At 58.1% G+C, this 18,927-nt stretch carries 10 protein-coding genes, 3 tRNA genes and 3 rRNA genes; 13 read left to right on the top strand and 3 right to left on the bottom strand.

Annotated elements, in window-relative coordinates:
- Positions 1-26: 26 nt before the first annotated feature.
- Positions 27-653 (bottom strand): TetR/AcrR family transcriptional regulator, encoded by a 627-nt coding sequence (locus INS80_RS11985; protein WP_192965864.1) that lies wholly within the window; start codon positions 651-653, stop codon positions 27-29.
- A gap of 112 nt (positions 654-765) precedes the next feature.
- On the opposite strand from INS80_RS11985, the gene INS80_RS11990 reads away from it, so the two are divergent.
- From INS80_RS11990 to INS80_RS12025, 8 genes are all read left to right on the top strand, one after another.
- Positions 766-2,328, top strand: a complete 1,563-nt coding sequence (locus INS80_RS11990; protein ID WP_192965865.1) for a trimethylamine methyltransferase family protein — start codon at positions 766-768, stop codon at positions 2,326-2,328.
- Positions 2,329-2,395: 67 nt separating this feature from the next.
- Complete coding sequence (locus INS80_RS11995; protein WP_192965866.1) at positions 2,396-4,441, top strand: NADH:flavin oxidoreductase; 2,046 nt, start codon at positions 2,396-2,398, stop codon at positions 4,439-4,441.
- A gap of 717 nt (positions 4,442-5,158) precedes the next feature.
- Positions 5,159-6,617 (top strand): 16S ribosomal RNA (locus tag INS80_RS12000).
- Between the two features lie 145 nt (positions 6,618-6,762).
- Positions 6,763-6,838, top strand: a tRNA-Ala gene (locus INS80_RS12005).
- 131 nt (positions 6,839-6,969) lie between these two features.
- Positions 6,970-7,046 (top strand) — tRNA-Ile (locus INS80_RS12010).
- Between the two features lie 647 nt (positions 7,047-7,693).
- A 23S ribosomal RNA gene (locus INS80_RS12015) occupies positions 7,694-10,519 on the top strand.
- A gap of 184 nt (positions 10,520-10,703) precedes the next feature.
- Positions 10,704-10,818: ribosomal RNA gene (rrf, locus tag INS80_RS12020) — 5S ribosomal RNA — on the top strand.
- Together the 16S, 23S and 5S rRNA genes with 3 tRNA genes alongside form the textbook arrangement of a ribosomal RNA operon.
- A gap of 126 nt (positions 10,819-10,944) precedes the next feature.
- Positions 10,945-11,021: transfer RNA gene (locus tag INS80_RS12025), tRNA-Met, on the top strand.
- Between the two features lie 153 nt (positions 11,022-11,174).
- On the opposite strand, the gene INS80_RS12030 is transcribed toward INS80_RS12025, so the two are convergent.
- Together INS80_RS12030 and INS80_RS12035 are read right to left on the bottom strand one after the other, a co-directional pair.
- A complete protein-coding gene (locus INS80_RS12030; RefSeq protein WP_192965867.1) occupies positions 11,175-12,593 on the bottom strand; it encodes a sensor histidine kinase in 1,419 nt (472 codons plus the stop codon).
- Positions 12,594-12,596: 3 nt separating this feature from the next.
- Positions 12,597-13,295, bottom strand: a complete 699-nt coding sequence (locus INS80_RS12035; protein ID WP_192965868.1) for a response regulator transcription factor — start codon at positions 13,293-13,295, stop codon at positions 12,597-12,599.
- Positions 13,296-13,500: 205 nt separating this feature from the next.
- On the opposite strand from INS80_RS12035, the gene INS80_RS12040 reads away from it, so the two are divergent.
- The 5 genes from INS80_RS12040 to INS80_RS12060 all read left to right on the top strand — a co-directional run bounded on the left by INS80_RS12040 (position 13,501) and on the right by INS80_RS12060 (position 18,891).
- A complete protein-coding gene (locus tag INS80_RS12040; protein WP_192965869.1) occupies positions 13,501-14,757 on the top strand; it encodes an ABC transporter substrate-binding protein in 1,257 nt (418 codons plus the stop codon).
- 108 nt (positions 14,758-14,865) lie between these two features.
- Positions 14,866-15,738, top strand: coding sequence for a carbohydrate ABC transporter permease (locus tag INS80_RS12045; RefSeq protein WP_192967269.1), 873 nt, complete (start codon positions 14,866-14,868; stop codon positions 15,736-15,738).
- The gene (locus INS80_RS12050; protein ID WP_192965870.1) at positions 15,731-16,618 is read left to right on the top strand and encodes a carbohydrate ABC transporter permease; all 888 of its coding nucleotides are present in this window, start codon (positions 15,731-15,733) and stop codon (positions 16,616-16,618) included. Before INS80_RS12045 ends, INS80_RS12050 begins: the two co-directional genes overlap by 8 nt.
- 10 nt (positions 16,619-16,628) lie before the next feature.
- A complete protein-coding gene (locus INS80_RS12055) occupies positions 16,629-17,738 on the top strand; it encodes an ABC transporter ATP-binding protein (protein ID WP_192965871.1) in 1,110 nt (369 codons plus the stop codon).
- A gap of 439 nt (positions 17,739-18,177) precedes the next feature.
- Positions 18,178-18,891 carry a trypsin-like serine peptidase gene (locus INS80_RS12060; RefSeq protein WP_192965872.1) on the top strand — a complete coding sequence of 238 codons (714 nt, stop codon included), beginning with the start codon at positions 18,178-18,180 and terminating at the stop codon, positions 18,889-18,891.
- Positions 18,892-18,927 lie beyond the last annotated feature (36 nt).

An 18,927-nucleotide genomic window follows, 5' to 3' on the forward strand; every position in this document is an offset into this window, starting at 1 on the left:
TCAGACCCGGTCTCCTGATGCAGCGGTCAGCGATGGCGCGCCATGAACCGGTCGATGTCCGATTGCGCGGGCCGCTTGCCGGTGAAGACCTCCATATAGGCGGGCATCCGGGCGAGGCGTTTGGCTTCATCTTCGTGGATTTGCATCGAGATATAGCCGATCTGGGTGTAGATCATGGTCAGCGCCCGGATCTCGGCCTCTTCCGCGTCATAGCCGAACCGGGTCAGCATGTCCGTCATCGCGCGCTGGCGCCGCGCGTCGGCTTGGTCGAGCCGCGCCTGTAGGGCAGGATCGCTGCGTGCCCAGTTGCGAATGGCCAGATCCAGCCTTGAATCGAACAGATCCGGGTCCAGCCAGCAATCAAAGAGGTTGAACACCGCTTCAAACACGTTTTCGGCATAGGCCTCGGTGCGGGCCACCAAGGTGCCGGTGTTCTTGTCTTCCCAGTAGCGGATCATCGCTTCCAAGAGCGCCTCTCGGTCCTTGAAATGCCAGTAGAAACTGGTGCGCGAGACGCCAAGCCGTTTGGCCAAGGGCATGATCTTTACCGCCTCTACCCCTTGCGCGGTGAGCACCTCGTAGGCGGCGGTGAGCCAGGCCTCTTCGCTGGTGGTCTGGCGGGAGGGATCCTGGATCCTTTGGCGGTCGGTCATGGGCTTTGCCTATCAGCGACATCTAGATGACGTATTCGTAGTTGACGGTCATGATGGCAAAATCGACACTTGTGTCAAGAATCTCATTCGGCAACATCATGGAGGGCGCGAGATGGTAGATCTGGCAGATAAACCGCGGGGCAGGCGGGGGCGCCGCGGCGCGCAGCGCACTGGCGAGGCCGGACAGAACGATCATCTGCGCGTCCCCTTCATCAGCCGCAAGATCCCGACCTACGAGATCCTGTCCGAAGACAGTCTTGCGCAGATCGAGGCCACGGCGGAGCGCATCCTGTCCGAGATCGGGATCGAGTTCCGCGAGGATCCCGAAACCGTTGCCCTGTTTCGTGCCGCGGGCGCCGAGGTGAGTGAGCTGACAAAGGACAGCTGGAACCTGAAGTTTGCGCCGGGCATGATCCGCCAGATCCTGAGAACCGCGCCAGCGCGGTTCACTCAGCACGCCCGTAACCCGGCCAACACGGTTGAAATCGGCGGCGATGCCATGGTGCTGGCGCCCTCTTATGGGTCGCCCTTCGTGATGGATCTGGACAAGGGGCGGCGCTACGGCACCATCGAAGATTTCGAGAACTTCGTGAAACTGGCGCAGATGAGCCCCAATCTGCACCATTCCGGTGGCACCATCTGCGAGCCGACCGATATCGCGGTGAACAAGCGGCATCTCGATATGGTCTATGCCCATATCCGCTATAGTGACCGGGCCTTTCTGGGGTCGATCACCGCGCCCGAGCGCGCCGAGGACAGTATCGAGATGTGCCGCATTCTTTTCGGTGCGGATTTCGTCGACCAGAACTGCGTCATCATGGGCAATTTCAACACCACATCGCCCTTGGTGATCGACGGGATCACCTCGCGCGGGATTCGCGCCTATGCGGCGGCGGGGCAGGGTTCGATCCATCTGCCGTTCCTTCTGGGCGGGGCGGTGGCGCCGCTGACCATGGCAGGATCTCTGGCGCAGTGCCTTGCCGAAAGCATGGTCTCCTGCGCGATTACCCAGCTGGTGCGCCCCGGGGCGCCTTGCGTTCTGGCCTCATTCATCAGCTCGATGTCGCTGCGTTCCGGCTCGCCCACATTTGGCACGCCGGAACCGGCGCTGGCCTCTCTGGCCATGGGGCAGCTGGCACAGCGGCTGAACCTGCCGCTGCGCTGTGCGGGGAATTTCTCCACCTCGAAACTGCCGGATGCGCAGGCGATGCAGCAGTCGATGATGTCGATGATGTCTGCGGTGCAGTGCGGCGCGAATTACATCCTGCATTCGGCGGGCTTTCTCGATGGGCTTTTGTCGATGTCCTATGAGAAGTTCATTCTTGATACTGACCTCTGCGGCGCGCTGCACGCCTACCTCAAGGGGTTCGAGGTCAATGAGGACACGCTGGGCTTTGACGCCCTCGCCGAAGGCGGGCCGGGCGAGCATCTGTTCTCCACCCAGCACACCCTGCGCCACTATCAGACCGCCTATTGGGATAGCGCCGTGGACGACCACCAGCCTTGGGAAACCTGGGATGAAAAGGGCGGGATCGACGCTGCCACCCGCGCCAATGCCCGCTGGAAGGCGCAGCTTGCCGCCTATGAGGCACCGGCGCTGGATGAAGGCGTGGATGAGGCGCTGAAAGATTTCATCGCCCGCAAGAAGGGCGAAGTGGCCGATGCCTGGTACTGACCCCTTCTTTTGATCCCCGATTTGTTCCACCATCACCTATAATTCACGCCCGGCAGGAGAGAGCCAGATGTCTAACGATCCGCTTTTGCAGCCCTACAAGCTGAAACACCTCACCCTGCGCAACCGGATCATGACCACCAGCCATGAGCCTGCCTACCCGGAGGACGGCATGCCAAAGGAACGCTATGCCGCCTATCACGCCGAACGGGCCAAGGCGGGCGTTGCGCTGACCATGACGGCAGGCTCGGCGGCGGTCTCCAAGGACAGCCCGCCGGTGTTCAACAACGTTCTGGCCTACACGGACGAGGTGGTGCCCTGGATCAAGGCACTGACCGACCGGGTGCATGACCATGGCGCCGCCGTGATGATCCAGCTCACTCATCTGGGCCGCCGGACCACCTGGAACAAGGGCGACTGGCTGCCCTCGGTCAGCTCGACCCGGCACCGGGAACCTGCGCACCGCGCCTTTCCGAAACTGGCCGAGGATTGGGACATCGAGCGCATCATCACCGATTTCGCCGATGCGGCCGAGCGCATGAAGGCAGGCGGGATGGACGGGATCGAATTGCAGGTCTATGGGCATCTTCTCGATCAGTTCTGGTCGCCGCTGACCAATGATCTTGACGGACCCTATGGTGGGGCGACCCTGGAAAGCCGTATGAAGCTGCCGCTCGACGTATTGCAGGCGGTGCGCGACCGGGTCGGAGAAGACTTCATCGTCGGCCTGCGCTACACGGCGGATGAGGATCAGGCGGGCGGCATCACTCCGGAAGAGGGGCTCGAGATCTCCAAGCGGCTGTCGGCAACAGGCATGGTGGATTTCCTCAATGTGATCCGGGGCCGCATCCATACCGATCCCGCGATGACCGACGTGATCCCGGTGCAGGGCATGGCTGCAGCGCCTCACTTGGATTTTGCCGGAGCTGTGAAACAGGCCACCGGCATGCCAACGTTCCATGCCGCGCGTATCCCAGATGTGGCGACCGCCCGCCATGCGGTTGCTTCGGGGCTATTGGATATGGTGGGTATGACCCGCGCCCATATGGCCGATCCCCATGTGGTGAAAAAGATAATGGAGGGACGCGAGGATGATATCCGCCCCTGCGTAGGTGCCACCTATTGTCTGGACCGGATCTATCAGGCGGGCGATGCTTTATGCATCCACAACCCCGCAACGGGGCGTGAGCTGACCATGCCGCATGAGATCACGCCAGCGCAGACCCGCAAGAAGGTCGTGATCGTCGGGGCAGGCCCGGCGGGCCTTGAGGCGGCACGGGTTGCCGCCGAGCGCGGCCACGAAGTGACGGTGTTTGAGGCCGCCGGTGATCCCGGCGGGCAGGTACGCCTGACTGCGCAAAGCCCGAGGCGCCGCGAGATGATCGGCATCATAGACTGGCGCATGGCCCAATGCGCGGCCCGCGATGTGACCTTCCATTTCAACACCTGGGCCGAGGCGGGTGATGTGACCGCGCTCAATCCCGATGTGGTGATTGTCGCCACTGGCGGCCTTCCCAATGGCCACCTGTTCGAGGCCAAGGAAGAGGCCGCCAACGTGGTTTCGGCCTGGGATCTGATCTCGGGCGACGTGAAGCCTGCGCAAAACGTGCTGATCTATGACGAAAGCGGTGATCATCCCGGCCTCATGGCGGCTGAGGTCGCCGCCGCCGCAGGCAGCACGGTTGAGGTGATGACCCCGGATCGTGTTTTTGCCCCGGACATCATGGCGATGAACCTGGTGCCCTACATGCGCAGCCTGCAGGACAAGGATGTCCGCTTTACCGTGACCCGCCGCTTGCTCAATGTGGCGCGCAACGGCAATGTGCTGACCGCCACCATCGGCACCGATTACAGCGATCACCGCTATACCGCCGACTACGATCAGGTGGTGGTAAATTACGGTACCCTGCCGCTGGACGATCTCTACTTCGATCTGAAGCCGCTCAGCCGCAATCACGGTGAGGTGGACCACGAGGCTCTGATTGCTGGCGAGCCGCAGCAGGTAACCCGCAACTCAGACAGCGTCTTCCAGCTGTTTCGGATCGGCGATGCTGTCTCGGCCCGCAACACCCATGCGGCAATCTATGATGCGCTGCGTCTGATGAAGGACCTCTGAAGTTGAGGGAAGAGTGCGGGGTGATTCAAAGAAACTCCAGTGTCGAGCTGGGCATCCTGTGGATATCTCTTGGGGTAAGTCGGTGGAAGACTTTTGCTGCGGAGCCCCGGCTGACTTTTCGGCTTCAAAACGCGCCTCAATGGTCCTCTGGAACCGATCAAAAGAGCCAAGAGGTGGGTGTTAAGTAACTGTAATTATTCAATATGAGCATTTTCTTTCATTTTCTTTGATTTTTGGGTTGCGGGTATTTGTTGTTGGGCATAGAACCCCCTTCACCGGCGGCGCTGAGGCGCGGTTGGGGACGCTCAGGAGAGACTGGGGCATTCGGAATAGGATGGGGCGGTAGCGCTAGTTTATTAGCGATACGGTCTTGTTTGGGCCTCTTGGTTCCTGGGTTTCGGGTGTTTGCTCTTTGACAATTTGGATGACTGAAGAGATATGTGGGCGGTTTGGTTCATTTCGATGGATCAACGTCTGTATATCGCGCTCTTAGGGATTTAGGTTCCGATAATAGAGTGTCAGCTTCACTGTCTTGTTCGGTTCTTCGGTGCCTTTGGTACTGAAGCACAGACAGACAGAGAATGATGAATGTTCGTTTCGAGTTCCTAGCCGGGTTCGAAGCCGTGCTGTTTGGGGCCCGTCCTCAAGTAGCGAAGCGGTAGGACATTCAAGATGTGCAGAGGTTCGAACGTCAAGGATACGCTGGCAACAGCGTTTCAACTTGAGAGTTTGATCCTGGCTCAGAACGAACGCTGGCGGCAGGCCTAACACATGCAAGTCGAGCGCACTCTTCGGAGTGAGCGGCGGACGGGTTAGTAACGCGTGGGAACGTGCCCAGATCTAAGGAATAGCCACTGGAAACGGTGAGTAATACCTTATACGCCCTTCGGGGGAAAGATTTATCGGATTTGGATCGGCCCGCGTTAGATTAGATAGTTGGTGGGGTAACGGCCTACCAAGTCTACGATCTATAGCTGGTTTTAGAGGATGATCAGCAACACTGGGACTGAGACACGGCCCAGACTCCTACGGGAGGCAGCAGTGGGGAATCTTGGACAATGGGGGCAACCCTGATCCAGCCATGCCGCGTGAGTGATGAAGGCCCTAGGGTCGTAAAGCTCTTTCGCCAGGGATGATAATGACAGTACCTGGTAAAGAAACCCCGGCTAACTCCGTGCCAGCAGCCGCGGTAATACGGAGGGGGTTAGCGTTGTTCGGAATTACTGGGCGTAAAGCGCGCGTAGGCGGACTATTAAGTCAGGGGTGAAATCCCGGGGCTCAACCCGGAACTGCCTTTGATACTGGTAGTCTTGAGTTCGAGAGAGGTGAGTGGAATTCCGAGTGTAGAGGTGAAATTCGTAGATATTCGGAGGAACACCAGTGGCGAAGGCGGCTCACTGGCTCGATACTGACGCTGAGGTGCGAAAGTGTGGGGAGCAAACAGGATTAGATACCCTGGTAGTCCACACCGTAAACGATGAATGCCAGTCGTCGGGTAGCATGCTATTCGGTGACACACCTAACGGATTAAGCATTCCGCCTGGGGAGTACGGTCGCAAGATTAAAACTCAAAGGAATTGACGGGGGCCCGCACAAGCGGTGGAGCATGTGGTTTAATTCGAAGCAACGCGCAGAACCTTACCAACCCTTGACATCCTCGGACCGTCCCAGAGATGGGTCTTTCACTTCGGTGACCGAGTGACAGGTGCTGCATGGCTGTCGTCAGCTCGTGTCGTGAGATGTTCGGTTAAGTCCGGCAACGAGCGCAACCCACATCCTTAGTTGCCAGCAGTTCGGCTGGGCACTCTAGGGAAACTGCCCGTGATAAGCGGGAGGAAGGTGTGGATGACGTCAAGTCCTCATGGCCCTTACGGGTTGGGCTACACACGTGCTACAATGGCATCTACAGTGGGTTAATCCCCAAAAGATGTCTCAGTTCGGATTGGGGTCTGCAACTCGACCCCATGAAGTCGGAATCGCTAGTAATCGCGTAACAGCATGACGCGGTGAATACGTTCCCGGGCCTTGTACACACCGCCCGTCACACCATGGGAGTTGGGTTTACCCGAAGGCCGTGCGCTAACTTTTGAGGCAGCGGACCACGGTGAGCTCAGCGACTGGGGTGAAGTCGTAACAAGGTAGCCGTAGGGGAACCTGCGGCTGGATCACCTCCTTTCTAAGGATGATGCTAGCAGAACAGAGCTTGCTCTTTCTCGTGCATCACTTAGCAGAAGATGCGCAAACAAAGCGCATCAACATCAGGACCGAGCCGTCCTCATATCTCTTCAGAAAGACAGAGCCTCAGGATTGAGGTTCAGCAAGGGGCCTTAGCTCAGCTGGGAGAGCGCCTGATTTGCATTCAGGAGGTCAGGAGTTCGATCCTCCTAGGCTCCACCAAGCATACGGCCCTTGTTACAACCACTTTGGGCCGACGGCGCGCCGGACTTCAGGAGCGCTGGCCCCTCTCGGGACATTCCTTCGGAGTACCCTGCCGGGGCGACGCGGTTTTGCCGGGGGCAAAACACGCTGGGTCGGTAGCTCAGGTGGTTAGAGCGCACGCCTGATAAGCGTGAGGTCGGAGGTTCAAGTCCTCCTCGACCCACCACCCTGCCTTTTGCAAGCAAAAGGCAGGAACAACAGTGCCCCTTGGTGGTAAGCGACAGTGGCTTCGCACAGCGAAGCTCACGACAGCGGGGCCGCTATATCAACCAAGTCATCCAACAGAACAAAGGGTTCGATTTGACCTTTGAGGGCTTCTGCGGAAGCGTTCAAACGTCCAATCGGACTTGCTGACACTTTCGATGAAAGTGCAGCTGCTGACATTTTCCCTGAAAATGCAGCGAATTGACATCGTTTAGAGAGAAATATCAACAACACTGTTGGTCGTCCCGAGTGTGGGACAGACCTCAGATAGGTGACGCAGAGCTTGCTTTGCCGACAGCAACCGGATCCGTCATGTTTCCTCAGACGCCCGGATGTTTGCCTGCCTGAAACGACAGTAGTTGTCCAAGTCAAGTACACTAACCCGCATGATCTACCCGATCATGCATTGTGCTTTCTTAAGGTTCAGGACCGACATCCTGAACGCTCCGCCAGCTCTTAGGGCCTCAGGTCCTCAAGTAGCGAAGCGGTAGGACATTAAGAAAGCGCGGGAAAGTATGCTTTTTGGTTCAGAAACAGAAGATGTGGTTGATAACCAGCTTCCGCATCACGACGAAATGCCTTCGGGCATGGCTGTCTCTTTCTGGATCAGATCAAGCGCGAGAAGGGCGTTTGGTGAATGCCTTGGCAGTAAGAGGCGATGAAGGACGTGATACTCTGCGATAAGCTGTGTGGAGCCGAGAATAGGCTTTGATACACGGATTTCCGAATGGGGGAACCCACCTGACAGTTCGATATTGTTACTTCGGTACTCAATATCTTGCTGAACCAGGTACTTAAGACCTGAATACATAGGGTTTTAAGAGCAAACCCGGGGAACTGAAACATCTAAGTACCCGGAGGAAAGGACATCAATTGATACTCCCCTAGTAGCGGCGAGCGAACGGGGACCAGCCGAGCCGGATGAGTGACTAGAACACGTTGGGAAGCGTGGCCATAGCGGGTGACAGCCCCGTATAGGAAGCTTTGACGGACGTATTAAGTAGGGCGGGACACGTGAAATCCTGTCTGAAGATCGGAGGACCACCTTCGAAGGCTAAGTACTCCTTACTGACCGATAGCGAACCAGTACCGTGAGGGAAAGGTGAAAAGCACCCCGACGAGGGGAGTGAAACAGTACCTGAAACCGAACGCCTACAATCAGTTGGAGGCCCCTTGAGGGCTGACAGCGTACCTTTTGTATAATGGGTCATCGACTTGGTCTCACGAGCAAGCTTAAGCCGTTAGGTGTAGGCGCAGCGAAAGCGAGTCTTAATAGGGCGCATGAGTTCGTGGGATCAGACCCGAAACCGAGTGATCTAGGCATGACCAGGCTGAAGGTAAGGTAACACTTACTGGAGGGCCGAACCCACACCTGTTGAAAAAGGTCGGGATGAGTTGTGCCTAGGGGTGAAAGGCCAATCAAACTCGGAGATAGCTGGTTCTCTGCGAAATCTATTTAGGTAGAGCGTCATCCGAATACCCCGGGGGGTAGAGCACTGGATGGGTAATGGGGCCCCACAGGCTTACTGATCCTAACCAAACTCCGAATACCCGGAGTACTAGATGGCAGACACACTGCGGATGCTAACGTCCGTAGTGGAGAGGGAAACAACCCTGACCTCCGGCTAAGGCCCCTAATTCATGGCTAAGTGGGAAAGCAGGTGGGACGACCAAAACAACCAGGAGGTTGGCTTAGAAGCAGCCATCCTTTAAAGATAGCGTAACAGCTCACTGGTCTAAATAAGTTGTCCTGCGGCGAAGATGTAACGGGGCTCAAGCCATGAGCCGAAGCCGAGGATGCACTTTGTGCATGGTAGCAGAGCGTAGTGTGACATAGTCTCATGTCTCCTTACTTCCTTCGGGAAGATTGGAGACAAGAGGCTTTCGATGAAGCGGGCGCGTGAGCGATCCCGTGGAGAGATCACTAGCGAGAATGATGACATGAGTAGCGACAAAGAGTGTGAGAGACACTCTCGCCGAAAGTCCAAGGGTTCCTGCTTAAAGCTAATCTGAGCAGGGTAAGCCGGCCCCTAAGCCGAGGCCGAAAGGCGTAGGCGATGGGAACCAGGTTAATATTCCTGGGCCAGGAGGATGTGACGGATTGCGACTGTAGTTCAGCCTTATCGGATTGGTTGGGCTGCTGAGCAGTCCCTGGAAATAGCCCTCCATCAGACCGTACCCTAAACCGACACAGGTGGACTGGTAGAGAATACCAAGGCGCTTGAGAGAACGATGTTGAAGGAACTCGGCAAAATACCTCCGTAAGTTCGCGAGAAGGAGGCCCGGGTTCAAGGCAACTTGGATCCGGGGGCACAAACCAGGGGGTGGCGACTGTTTATTAAAAACACAGGGCTCTGCGAAGTCGCAAGACGACGTATAGGGTCTGACGCCTGCCCGGTGCCTGAAGGTTAAAAGGAGGGGTGAGAGCTCCGAATTGAAGCCCAGGTAAACGGCGGCCGTAACTATAACGGTCCTAAGGTAGCGAAATTCCTTGTCGGGTAAGTTCCGACCTGCACGAATGGCGTAACGACTTCCCCGCTGTCTCCAACATCGACTCAGCGAAATTGAATTGCCTGTCAAGATGCAGGCTTCCCGCGGTTAGACGGAAAGACCCCGTGCACCTTTACTACAGCTTCGCACTGGCATCAGGATTGTGATGTGCAGGATAGGTGGTAGGCATCGAAACCGGAACGCCAGTTCCGGTGGAGCCTCCCTTGAGATACCACCCTTCGCACTCTTGATGTCTAACCGCGGTCCGTTATCCGGATCCGGGACCCTGCGTGGCGGGTAGTTTGACTGGGGCGGTCGCCTCCTAAAGCGTAACGGAGGCGCGCGAAGGTTGGCTCAGAGCGGTCGGAAATCGCTCGTTGAGTGCAATGGCAGAAGCCAGCCTGACTGCGAGACTGACAAGTCGAGCAGAGACGAAAGTCGGCCATAGTGATCCGGTGGTCCCGAGTGGAAGGGCCATCGCTCAACGGATAAAAGGTACGCCGGGGATAACAGGCTGATACTGCCCAAGAGTCCATATCGACGGCAGTGTTTGGCACCTCGATGTCGGCTCATCTCATCCTGGGGCTGGAGCAGGTCCCAAGGGTACGGCTGTTCGCCGTTTAAAGAGGTACGTGAGCTGGGTTTAGAACGTCGTGAGACAGTTCGGTCCCTATCTGCCGTGGGTGTAGGATACTTGAGAGGAGTTGCCCCTAGTACGAGAGGACCGGGGTGAACGATCCACTGGTGGACCTGTTATCGTGCCAACGGTAGTGCAGGGTAGCTATGATCGGACAGGATAACCGCTGAAGGCATCTAAGCGGGAAGCCCCCCTCAAAACAAGGTATCCCTGAGGGCCGTGGAAGACCACCACGTCAATAGGCCGGAGATGTAAGTGCAGCAATGCATTCAGTTGACCGGTACTAATCGCCCGATTGGCTTGATCTGATCCAGTAAAAGACAGCCAAAAACCAAAAACGCATACACAAACACTTGGACAACACGTTGATTGACCTTCCGCTTTTGGAAAACCGCCCCGTGACATAACGGGGGTGCGGCAACGGGCATTTGCTTTGCAAATACCCTGCCTGCCGCCAATACCAAAAGCCGAAGGCTTTTGGTATTTACTCGGTTTGGTGGTCATAGCACGAGCAAAACACCCGGTCCCATCCCGAACCCGGAAGTTAAGTGCCGTCGCGCCAATGGTACTTGGGCTTAAGCCCTGGGAGAGTAGGTCACCGCCAAACCTAGTAAATACCAAAACAAAAAACTCTCTAACCGAAAAAAAACGCACGCTACTTGATCCGAAAAAACATCGGTTCAACGACAAAACAAAGTCCTCAAGTAGCAAAGCGGTAGGACAGACAAACTGCCGCGGGATGGAGCAGCCAGGTAGCTCGTCAGGCTCATAACCTGAAGGTCGCAGGTTCAAATCCTGCTCCCGCAACCAAATATCCGAAAAATCATACCAGTTCGATAGCACCACAACCGGCGCATTAGGCTATTTTCCAACCGCGCCAGAAAGCATCGCACTAATGGATCAGAGGCCGCCGATGCACCGACAATCAAACCGGTCCAGCCGATGGGAGCACGTCACTTGATCCTAGAGGCCGCGTTGGAGCCGTAGCCGGGCCACCAAACCAGTGTCGCTGTTCGCGAGCGTAACATATCCGCCGTGCAGCTCTGCGATCTCATGCGCTATCGAAAGCCCCAGACCGACACCGCTGCCGCCTGTGTGGCCGCGTGCAAAGGGTCGCAGCATGGCATCGATGCGGTCGGCTGGAATGCCGGGGCCGTCGTCTTCGACCAGCACCTCAAGGGTGTTCGAGTTGGAGGTGCGCAGGCTGACGACGACCTTGCTGCCATGGGTCAGCCCGTTGTCGATCAGATTGCTGAGCGCGCGCCGGAGTTTGTCAGGCTGTCCGCTCATCATGCTTTGACCGGGTGTTTCAAGCTGTATGGGTGTGCTGCCTGAAAAGAGGGTGGGGGCGGCGGACACTTGCAACGGACGCTGCCCTAGAAAGGTGACGTTGCGGCCCGTGTCTCGGTAGTCATCCACGAGGCTCTCCACTAGGCTTGTCAGTGCAAAGCTGTGGGCTTGTTCGCTTTGTTGACGGATGCTCAGCAGGTCAAGGGCACCATCGATAATGCGTGAAATCTCGTCCAGGTCGGAATTGAACTTGCCGTGAAGCTGCGCATCGTCAAGCAGTTCGCTGCGCAGCCTGAGGCGGGTGACCGGCGTGCGCAGATCATGCGATATCGCAGCAAGCCCTTGGGCTTTCTGGGACTGTTCGTTGGCAAAGCGTTCCTTGAGGTGTTCGATGCGGTCGCGCACCCGGACCGCCTCGAGAGAGGCGAGAGGAGGTAACTGCGCCGTTCCCCGCCGCGCGAGCAGGCGGAACGGCGCAGCGAGGTTGATTGCCAGCGGCACGATCGCCGCCATGCCCATAAGAAAAGCTGCAAGCCCGATCAGCGCAACCTTGGTCTCTTCCAGGCGGTTGCGCCAGAGGGTGGAGGCGGTGATTGATAAAACGTTTCCGTCGGTCTGAAAGATCGACAGGCGTGCGCCGCTGTCCTGCCGGGCTATGGCGCGAGACAAATCGCCAAGCCGACGTTCGGGCGATTGTGGCCCCTGCGATGCCCGCAACGCATCTGGCCTTTTAGGGGGCGCGTCAAATACGGCTGCGGCCCGCAACCGCTCATCATCTAGGATCAGTATGAGGGGCACCGTGTGGGTGGCTTCGGCGGCAAAACCGCTGGGTGTCACTTGCCAACTGTAAGGGGGGAGTGTGCCGGACGCGGCGACATTGGGCTGGCGGGCCGCTCGGATGATTTGCAGCAGAGCGGGTCCTGAGGTTTCGGCAATCAGCAGCGCCGAGCGGCGGTCAAATATGCGATGCAGGGTCCAGCCGGTAACAAGGCTGCCAGCGAGAAACGACAGCACCACCAGCAAAGGTAGGCGCTGTGCCAAGGACGCGGGCAGTTTTTTAAGCCCCAGCAGCATGAGGGCGTTCAGACCCATGCTCTAAGTCCCGACCGGCGCACAGAACTGGTACCCCTGGTTGCGTACAGTCTTAATGAAATCCGCCTCTTGGTCGGCAGCGAATAGCTTCTTGCGCAGGCGGCTGACCAAAATATCCACCCTGCGGTCCTCGGGGCCGAGTTCAACGCCAAATATTTCACGGGCAATGACCTCCCGCGCCAGAGGGTCTGGCAAGCTGCTGATCAGAGCTGTGATCAAACGATATTCGGTGGAGCTGAGCGGCACCAGCACCCCTGCCGGGCTGTGCAGTTTCTGGCGCGCGAAATCCAGCGTCCAACCGGAGAAGTGGATCGGTCCCGTCGGCATCTTGCGTGCCTCTTGTGCTTTGGTGCGCCGCAACTGCGCATTCATGCGGGCCAGCAGTTCGCGCGGGTTGAAAGGCTTTTCAAGGTAGTCGTCAGCGCCAAGTTCCAGCCCGATGATACGCTCGGTGTCGCCCTTCACCGCCGATAGGATGATCACCGGGACCTCAGAGCTTTCGCGTAGCCAACGACAAAAGGACAACCCATCTTCACCTGGAAGCATCACGTCCACGACAAAGATGTCAAAATGCTCAGGGCCATGGGTTTTCGCGTCCTCACTTGACGGGGACACCTGGCAGTCGAACCCCCGGCCCGACAGATAGGTGGACAGAAGATCCGAAATCTCGCTGTCGTCTTCGACGATATGCACTCGGGGCACGGAGGCGTTTTGTCCTTTGACTGGGTCTGGCCTCGCCGCAGTGGGCAGAGAGGGCGGGGCAATGTATCACTTTGTTTCGCTCGGCCTCGGAGCATGGCCGAGAACGCAACAAATCGCAACAAAATGAGTGAACCAGTAAAACGCAATTCCCGGTAGAATGCCCTCCATGATGCCTGAGGAGACAGGCAAGATCTGGGAGGATATCATGAATAAAGTTGCAAAAGCGCTGCTTGGCGCTGCCTCTATGCTGGCCGTTGCTGTTGCCACCCCTGCCGTAGCGGACCCCAAGGCCGAAGTGCTGCACTACTGGACCTCTGGTGGTGAGGCCAAGGCGGTTCAGGCTCTTCAAGAGGCATTTAAGGCCCGTGGTGGTATGTGGGTCGATGCTCCTGTCGCAGGGGGCGGCGGTGATGCGCAGGCGGCGGTTCTGCGCGCGCGGGTGCTGGCGGGAGATCCGCCTGCTGCAGTGCAGATCAAGGGGCCGAACATTCAGGAATGGGCCGAGGCAGGTGCACTTGGCGATCTGAGCGAGGTGGCCGCCGCGCAAAACTGGGACAAGGTGCTGCCCGAAACCATTCAGAACATCGTCAAACATGACGGCCAGTATGTGGCGGTGCCGGTCAACGTGCATCGGGTCGACTGGATCTGGGCCAATCCCGCAGTACTTGCCAAGGTCGGCGCCGATGTGCCAACCACCTGGGACGAATTCAACGCAACCGCAGAGAAGCTGAAGGCCGCTGGCATCATCCCGCTGGCCCATGGCGGGCAGCCCTGGCAGGACGCGACGGTGTTTGAAACCGTGGTGCTGGGCGTCGGCGGTATTGATTTTTACCAAAAGGCGCTGGTCGATCTCGACATGGACGCGCTGGGATCTGACACGATGGTCAAGGTGTTTGATCAGATGCGCAAGATGCGCGGCTATGTGGACCCGGACTTCCCCGGCCGTGACTGGAACCTTGCCACCGCCATGGTGATGCGCGGCGAGGCAGCGATGCAGATCATGGGCGACTGGGCCAAGGGCGAATTCGCGGCAGCGGGTCTGGAACCGGGCAAGGATTACATTTGCGCTTCGACGCCCTCGGATGGCGGCTATATTCTGAACTCCGACAGCTTTGCCATGTTCAACGTCAAGGGCGACGACAACGTTCAAGGGCAGGCGCTGTTGGCCGAGTTGATCCTCGGCACAGAATTCCAGGAGACCTTCAACCTGTTCAAAGGATCTATCCCGGCGCGCACCGATGTGCCGCGGGCCGAATTTGACGCCTGCGCGATCAAATCCATGGATGACATGGTCTCGGCGGCCGACGGCGGTACGCTGATGGGGTCCATGGCGCATGAGATCGCTCAGGCCGGCGCGGTGCGCGGTGCCTTCATCGACGTGGTGACCGCACACTTCAACTCGGACATGTCCTCGACCGAAGCGACCGAAAAGCTGGTCAAGGCGATCAAACTGGCCATGTAAGCCCATCCATGGCTTTCTAGAAGCGCGGTCCCTTTTGAACGGGGACCGTGCAAACCCACGCAATCCATCGAAAGCAGATCCGCCGTGACCCGTCCCCCTGTCACCCTGATGGACCGTCTGGCCCGCCTCTTGCCGCAGATCGTTGTGGCACCGGGGTTCGCGGCCATCCTGTTCTTCGTCTACGGTTTTATCCTTTGGACTGGCTACATGTCGCTGACCAAGTCCAAGATGCTGCCCAACTACACCTTCACTGGATTTCGCCAGTACGAGCGCCTGTTTCAGATGGATCGCTGGTCGGTGGCGATCGACAACCTGTTTGTCTTTGGGGTGCTGTTCATCCTTGTTGCCATCGTGATCGGCTGCCTGCTGGCGGTGCTTTTGGATCAAAAGATCCGCGCCGAAGGCTTTATCCGCACCATCTACCTTTATCCGATGGCGATCTCCTTCATCATCACCGGTACCGCCTGGAAGTGGATCATGAATCCCTCGCTGGGCTTGGAAACCGTGGTGCGCAGCTGGGGCTGGGAGACATTCCGCTTTGGCTGGACTGTGGATGAAAACCTTGCAGTCTATGCGCTGGTCATGGCCGCCGTCTGGCAAAGCGCGGGGTTCGTGATGGCGCTGTTCCTGTCGGCCTTGCGCAGCGTCGATCAGGACATCATCAAGGCGGCAAGCCTGGATGGCGCTTCGCCCTGGCAGATCTACCTGCGCATCATCCTGCCCTCGATGCGCCCCGTTTTCATGAGCGCGGTGGTGATCCTGGCCCACCTTGCGATCAAGAGCTTTGACCTTGTGGTGGCCCTGACCGGGGGCGGGCCTGGATATGCCTCAACCCTGCCGGCCAATTTCATGTATGAAATGACCTTCCGCCGCAACGAGATCGGCGTCGGCGCGGCATCGGCCATGGTGATGCTGGCGACGGTCGCCGCGATCATGGTGCCCTATCTTTACTCCGAACTGAGGGGCAAGAAACATGTCTGAGACCTCTCCCATGTCCCCGTCCAACTCTGGCAGCCAGATCCTTTTGCGGCTGTTGCTATGGGCCGTTCTGATCCTCTTTGCCCTGTGGTTCCTTTTGCCCGCCTATGTGGTGGTCGGAACCTCGATGAAGGATCTGGAGGAAATCCGGAGCGGATCGTTGTTGGCCCTACCGCACGAATTGAACTTTGCCGCCTGGCGCCATGCCTGGAGCGAAGCCTGCATCGGGGTCGAGTGCACGGGGCTTGAGCCCTATTTCTGGAACTCGGTGCGCATGGCGCTGCCTGCGGTGGTGATCTCGACCCTTCTGGGGGCGCTCACCGGTTTTGCCCTCACCAAATTCCGTTTCCGTGGCGCGAACCTGGTCTTTGCGCTGATCCTCTTCGGCTGTTTCGTACCCTTTCAGGTGGTGATCCTGCCGATGGCGCAGACGCTGGGGAAGCTGGGCATCACCAACACGGTCTACGGGCTGATCCTGGTGCATTCGGTCTATGGCCTTGCCTTCACCACGCTGTTCTTCCGCAACTACTATGTCACCATCCCGGATGAGCTGGTGCGCGCGGCCACCATCGACGGGGCGGGGTTCTTCACGATCTTCTGGAGGATCATTCTGCCCCTGTCGCCGCCCATCATTGTGGTCTCGGTGATCTGGCAGTTCACCCAGATCTGGAACGACTTCCTTTTCGGCGCCAGCTTTACCACCGGCGGGGCGCAGCCCGTGACCGTGGCGCTGAACAACCTGGTGAACACCACCACCGGGGTCAAACAATACAATGTGGACATGGCGGCGGCTTTGATCACCGCAGCGCCCACGCTTTTCGTTTACATCGTCGCGGGCCGCTATTTCGTGCGCGGGCTTACCGTTGGCTCGGTCAAAGGATGAGGACAGGCAGATGGCTTCTCTGACAATCAACAACGCAGTGAAACGCTACGGGCAGGTCGAGGTCCTGAAAGGCGTCTCTATCGACCTACGCGATGGCGAGTTCCTGGTACTGCTGGGTGCCTCTGGCTGCGGGAAATCCACGCTTCTCAATATGATTGCGGGCCTGGAAAGCGTGACCGAGGGCGAAATCAGCATTGGGGGGCGCGTGGTCAACGATGTGCACCCAAAGGACCGCGACATCGCCATGGTGTTCCAGTCCTATGCGCTTTACCCGACCATGACGGTGGCGCAGAACATCGCCTTTGGTCTGGAGATGCGCGGCATGCCCAAGGCAGAGCGGCAGAAGCGGGTGCTTGAGGTCGCAAAGATGCTGCAGATGGATCACCTGCTGGATCGCAAGCCGAGCCAGCTGTCGGGCGGGCAGCGTCAAAGGGTGGCCATGGGGCGCGCATTGGTGCGCGATCCTGAGGTGTTCCTGTTTGACGAGCCGCTCAGCAATCTGGACGCCAAGCTGCGCCTCGAGATGCGCACCGAGATCAAGCGCCTGCACAAGCGCCTCAATGCCACGATGGTCTATGTCACCCACGACCAGATCGAGGCGCTGACGCTTGCGGACCGCATTGCCATCCTCAAGGACGGTGAAGTCCAGCAGCTCGCCTCCCCTGCAGAAATCTACGAACAGCCCGCGAATATGTTCGTTGCGGGCCTCGTGGGATCGCCGCCGATGAACTTCATCGACATCGTGCCTCAGCCGTCGGATCAGGGGCCTGTTGCTGAAATCACCGTCCGTGCCGATGGCGCAGAGCGTCCCGTGTTGCTCGACCTGAGTGCCCATGTTCAGCAACTGGAGGCGCGGATGGGACAAAAACTGGTGTTGGGACTGCGCCCTGAAATGATCAGCCAGGGAAATGGTGCTGCAGGGCAGGTGATCTCTGCAGAGATTGATGTGACCGAAGCCACCGGAGCCGACACCCTGTGTGTGCTGACCTGGAACGGCAAAGAGGTCCTGGCTCGCGGCACATCTGGCTATGCCAAGCTTCTTGAAGGCACCATGGAGTTTTCCATCAGCATGGACCGGGGCGTTCTGTTTGACGCGCAAACCGGCAGGCGTGTGGGGTAAGCCTTGCGTAATTGCCCGACCTGTTGCTCCAGGTATCAAATGTTAATGGACTGGGGCATCAAACTGCTGGGTGTTCGCATGACTTTTGTCGCCTGACAGAGTTCTGTGGCCAAGATTCGCCACATTCCCCGAGAATTCAGCCCCGTTTTGCCCAAATGTTGATGGAAGGTTTCCGGCGAACCACTCATTCGGGGGGCTCTGCCTACCCATTTCCGTCATTTTTTTCAGTGTTTTGAGGAAAAATTAACGAAAAGTGGCGGGCATTGTTAGTCTTTTCCTAATGTTTCGGGCATCCTGCGCAGGGATTAACCGGGGGGTTATGATTTTGTTTACTACGTCACATTCTGTCCATCAATTCGTCCGCTCTAGGCAACATTGAGCCCCATTCCAGCCGCAGCCCTCAACGAGGGTAGGTGTGTGGAAAGTGGAGTGGATGACGATGAGACTAAGAGCTGTATTGGCAGCGGCATGCCTGTCGTTTGGCCTGCCCGGCGGCGCGAAGGCGGACGAGAACCGTCTTAGCGTCAACTCGATGCCGGGATGGGAGGCCGTTGGCCGACTAAACATCGCCGGGCGCAACATGTGCACTGGTTCATTGATTGCTCAGAACCTCGTTCTGACTGCGGCCCATTGCCTGTTTGATCCGGCAACCGGGCGCAGAGTGGACCCATCGCGGATCAAGTTCGAAGCTGGGTTGAATGGACGGACAGTGAAGGCGTCTCGGACGGTAAGCAAGGCCGTCGTGCATCCGGAGTACCGATACGGGAATGGCGGCATTGCACAGATCGGAACGGATATTGCGGTGCTGCGCCTATCGACGCCGATAAGCAGTAGTGAAATCCGTCCCCTTAGCCTGTCCTGGCAGGCTGCGCGCGGCGACATTGTCGATGTTGTCTCATACTCGCACAACCGCTCCACCCGGCCGAGCCTGCAGCGCGGTTGCCAGGTGCTTGCCAAACAGAACCATACTTTGGTGACCTCTTGCCGGGTGGACTATGGTGCATCAGGGTCGCCCGTGATCGAAGCCACAGCCGGTCATGCACCGCGCTTGGTTTCTGTGATCTCCTCAAAAGCCGCGATCGGCACGCGGCGCGTGTCTTTGGGGTCGGTTCTGGATGGAACGCTGCGTGCCTTGATGCAAAGCGCGGGCTAACGCTGTCTGCCGTCTGGTGCGAAAAGATCGTTTGCG

Source organism: Phycobacter azelaicus, assembly GCF_014884385.1.
In the GTDB taxonomy this organism is placed as follows: Bacteria; Pseudomonadota; Alphaproteobacteria; order Rhodobacterales; family Rhodobacteraceae; genus Phycobacter; species Phycobacter azelaicus.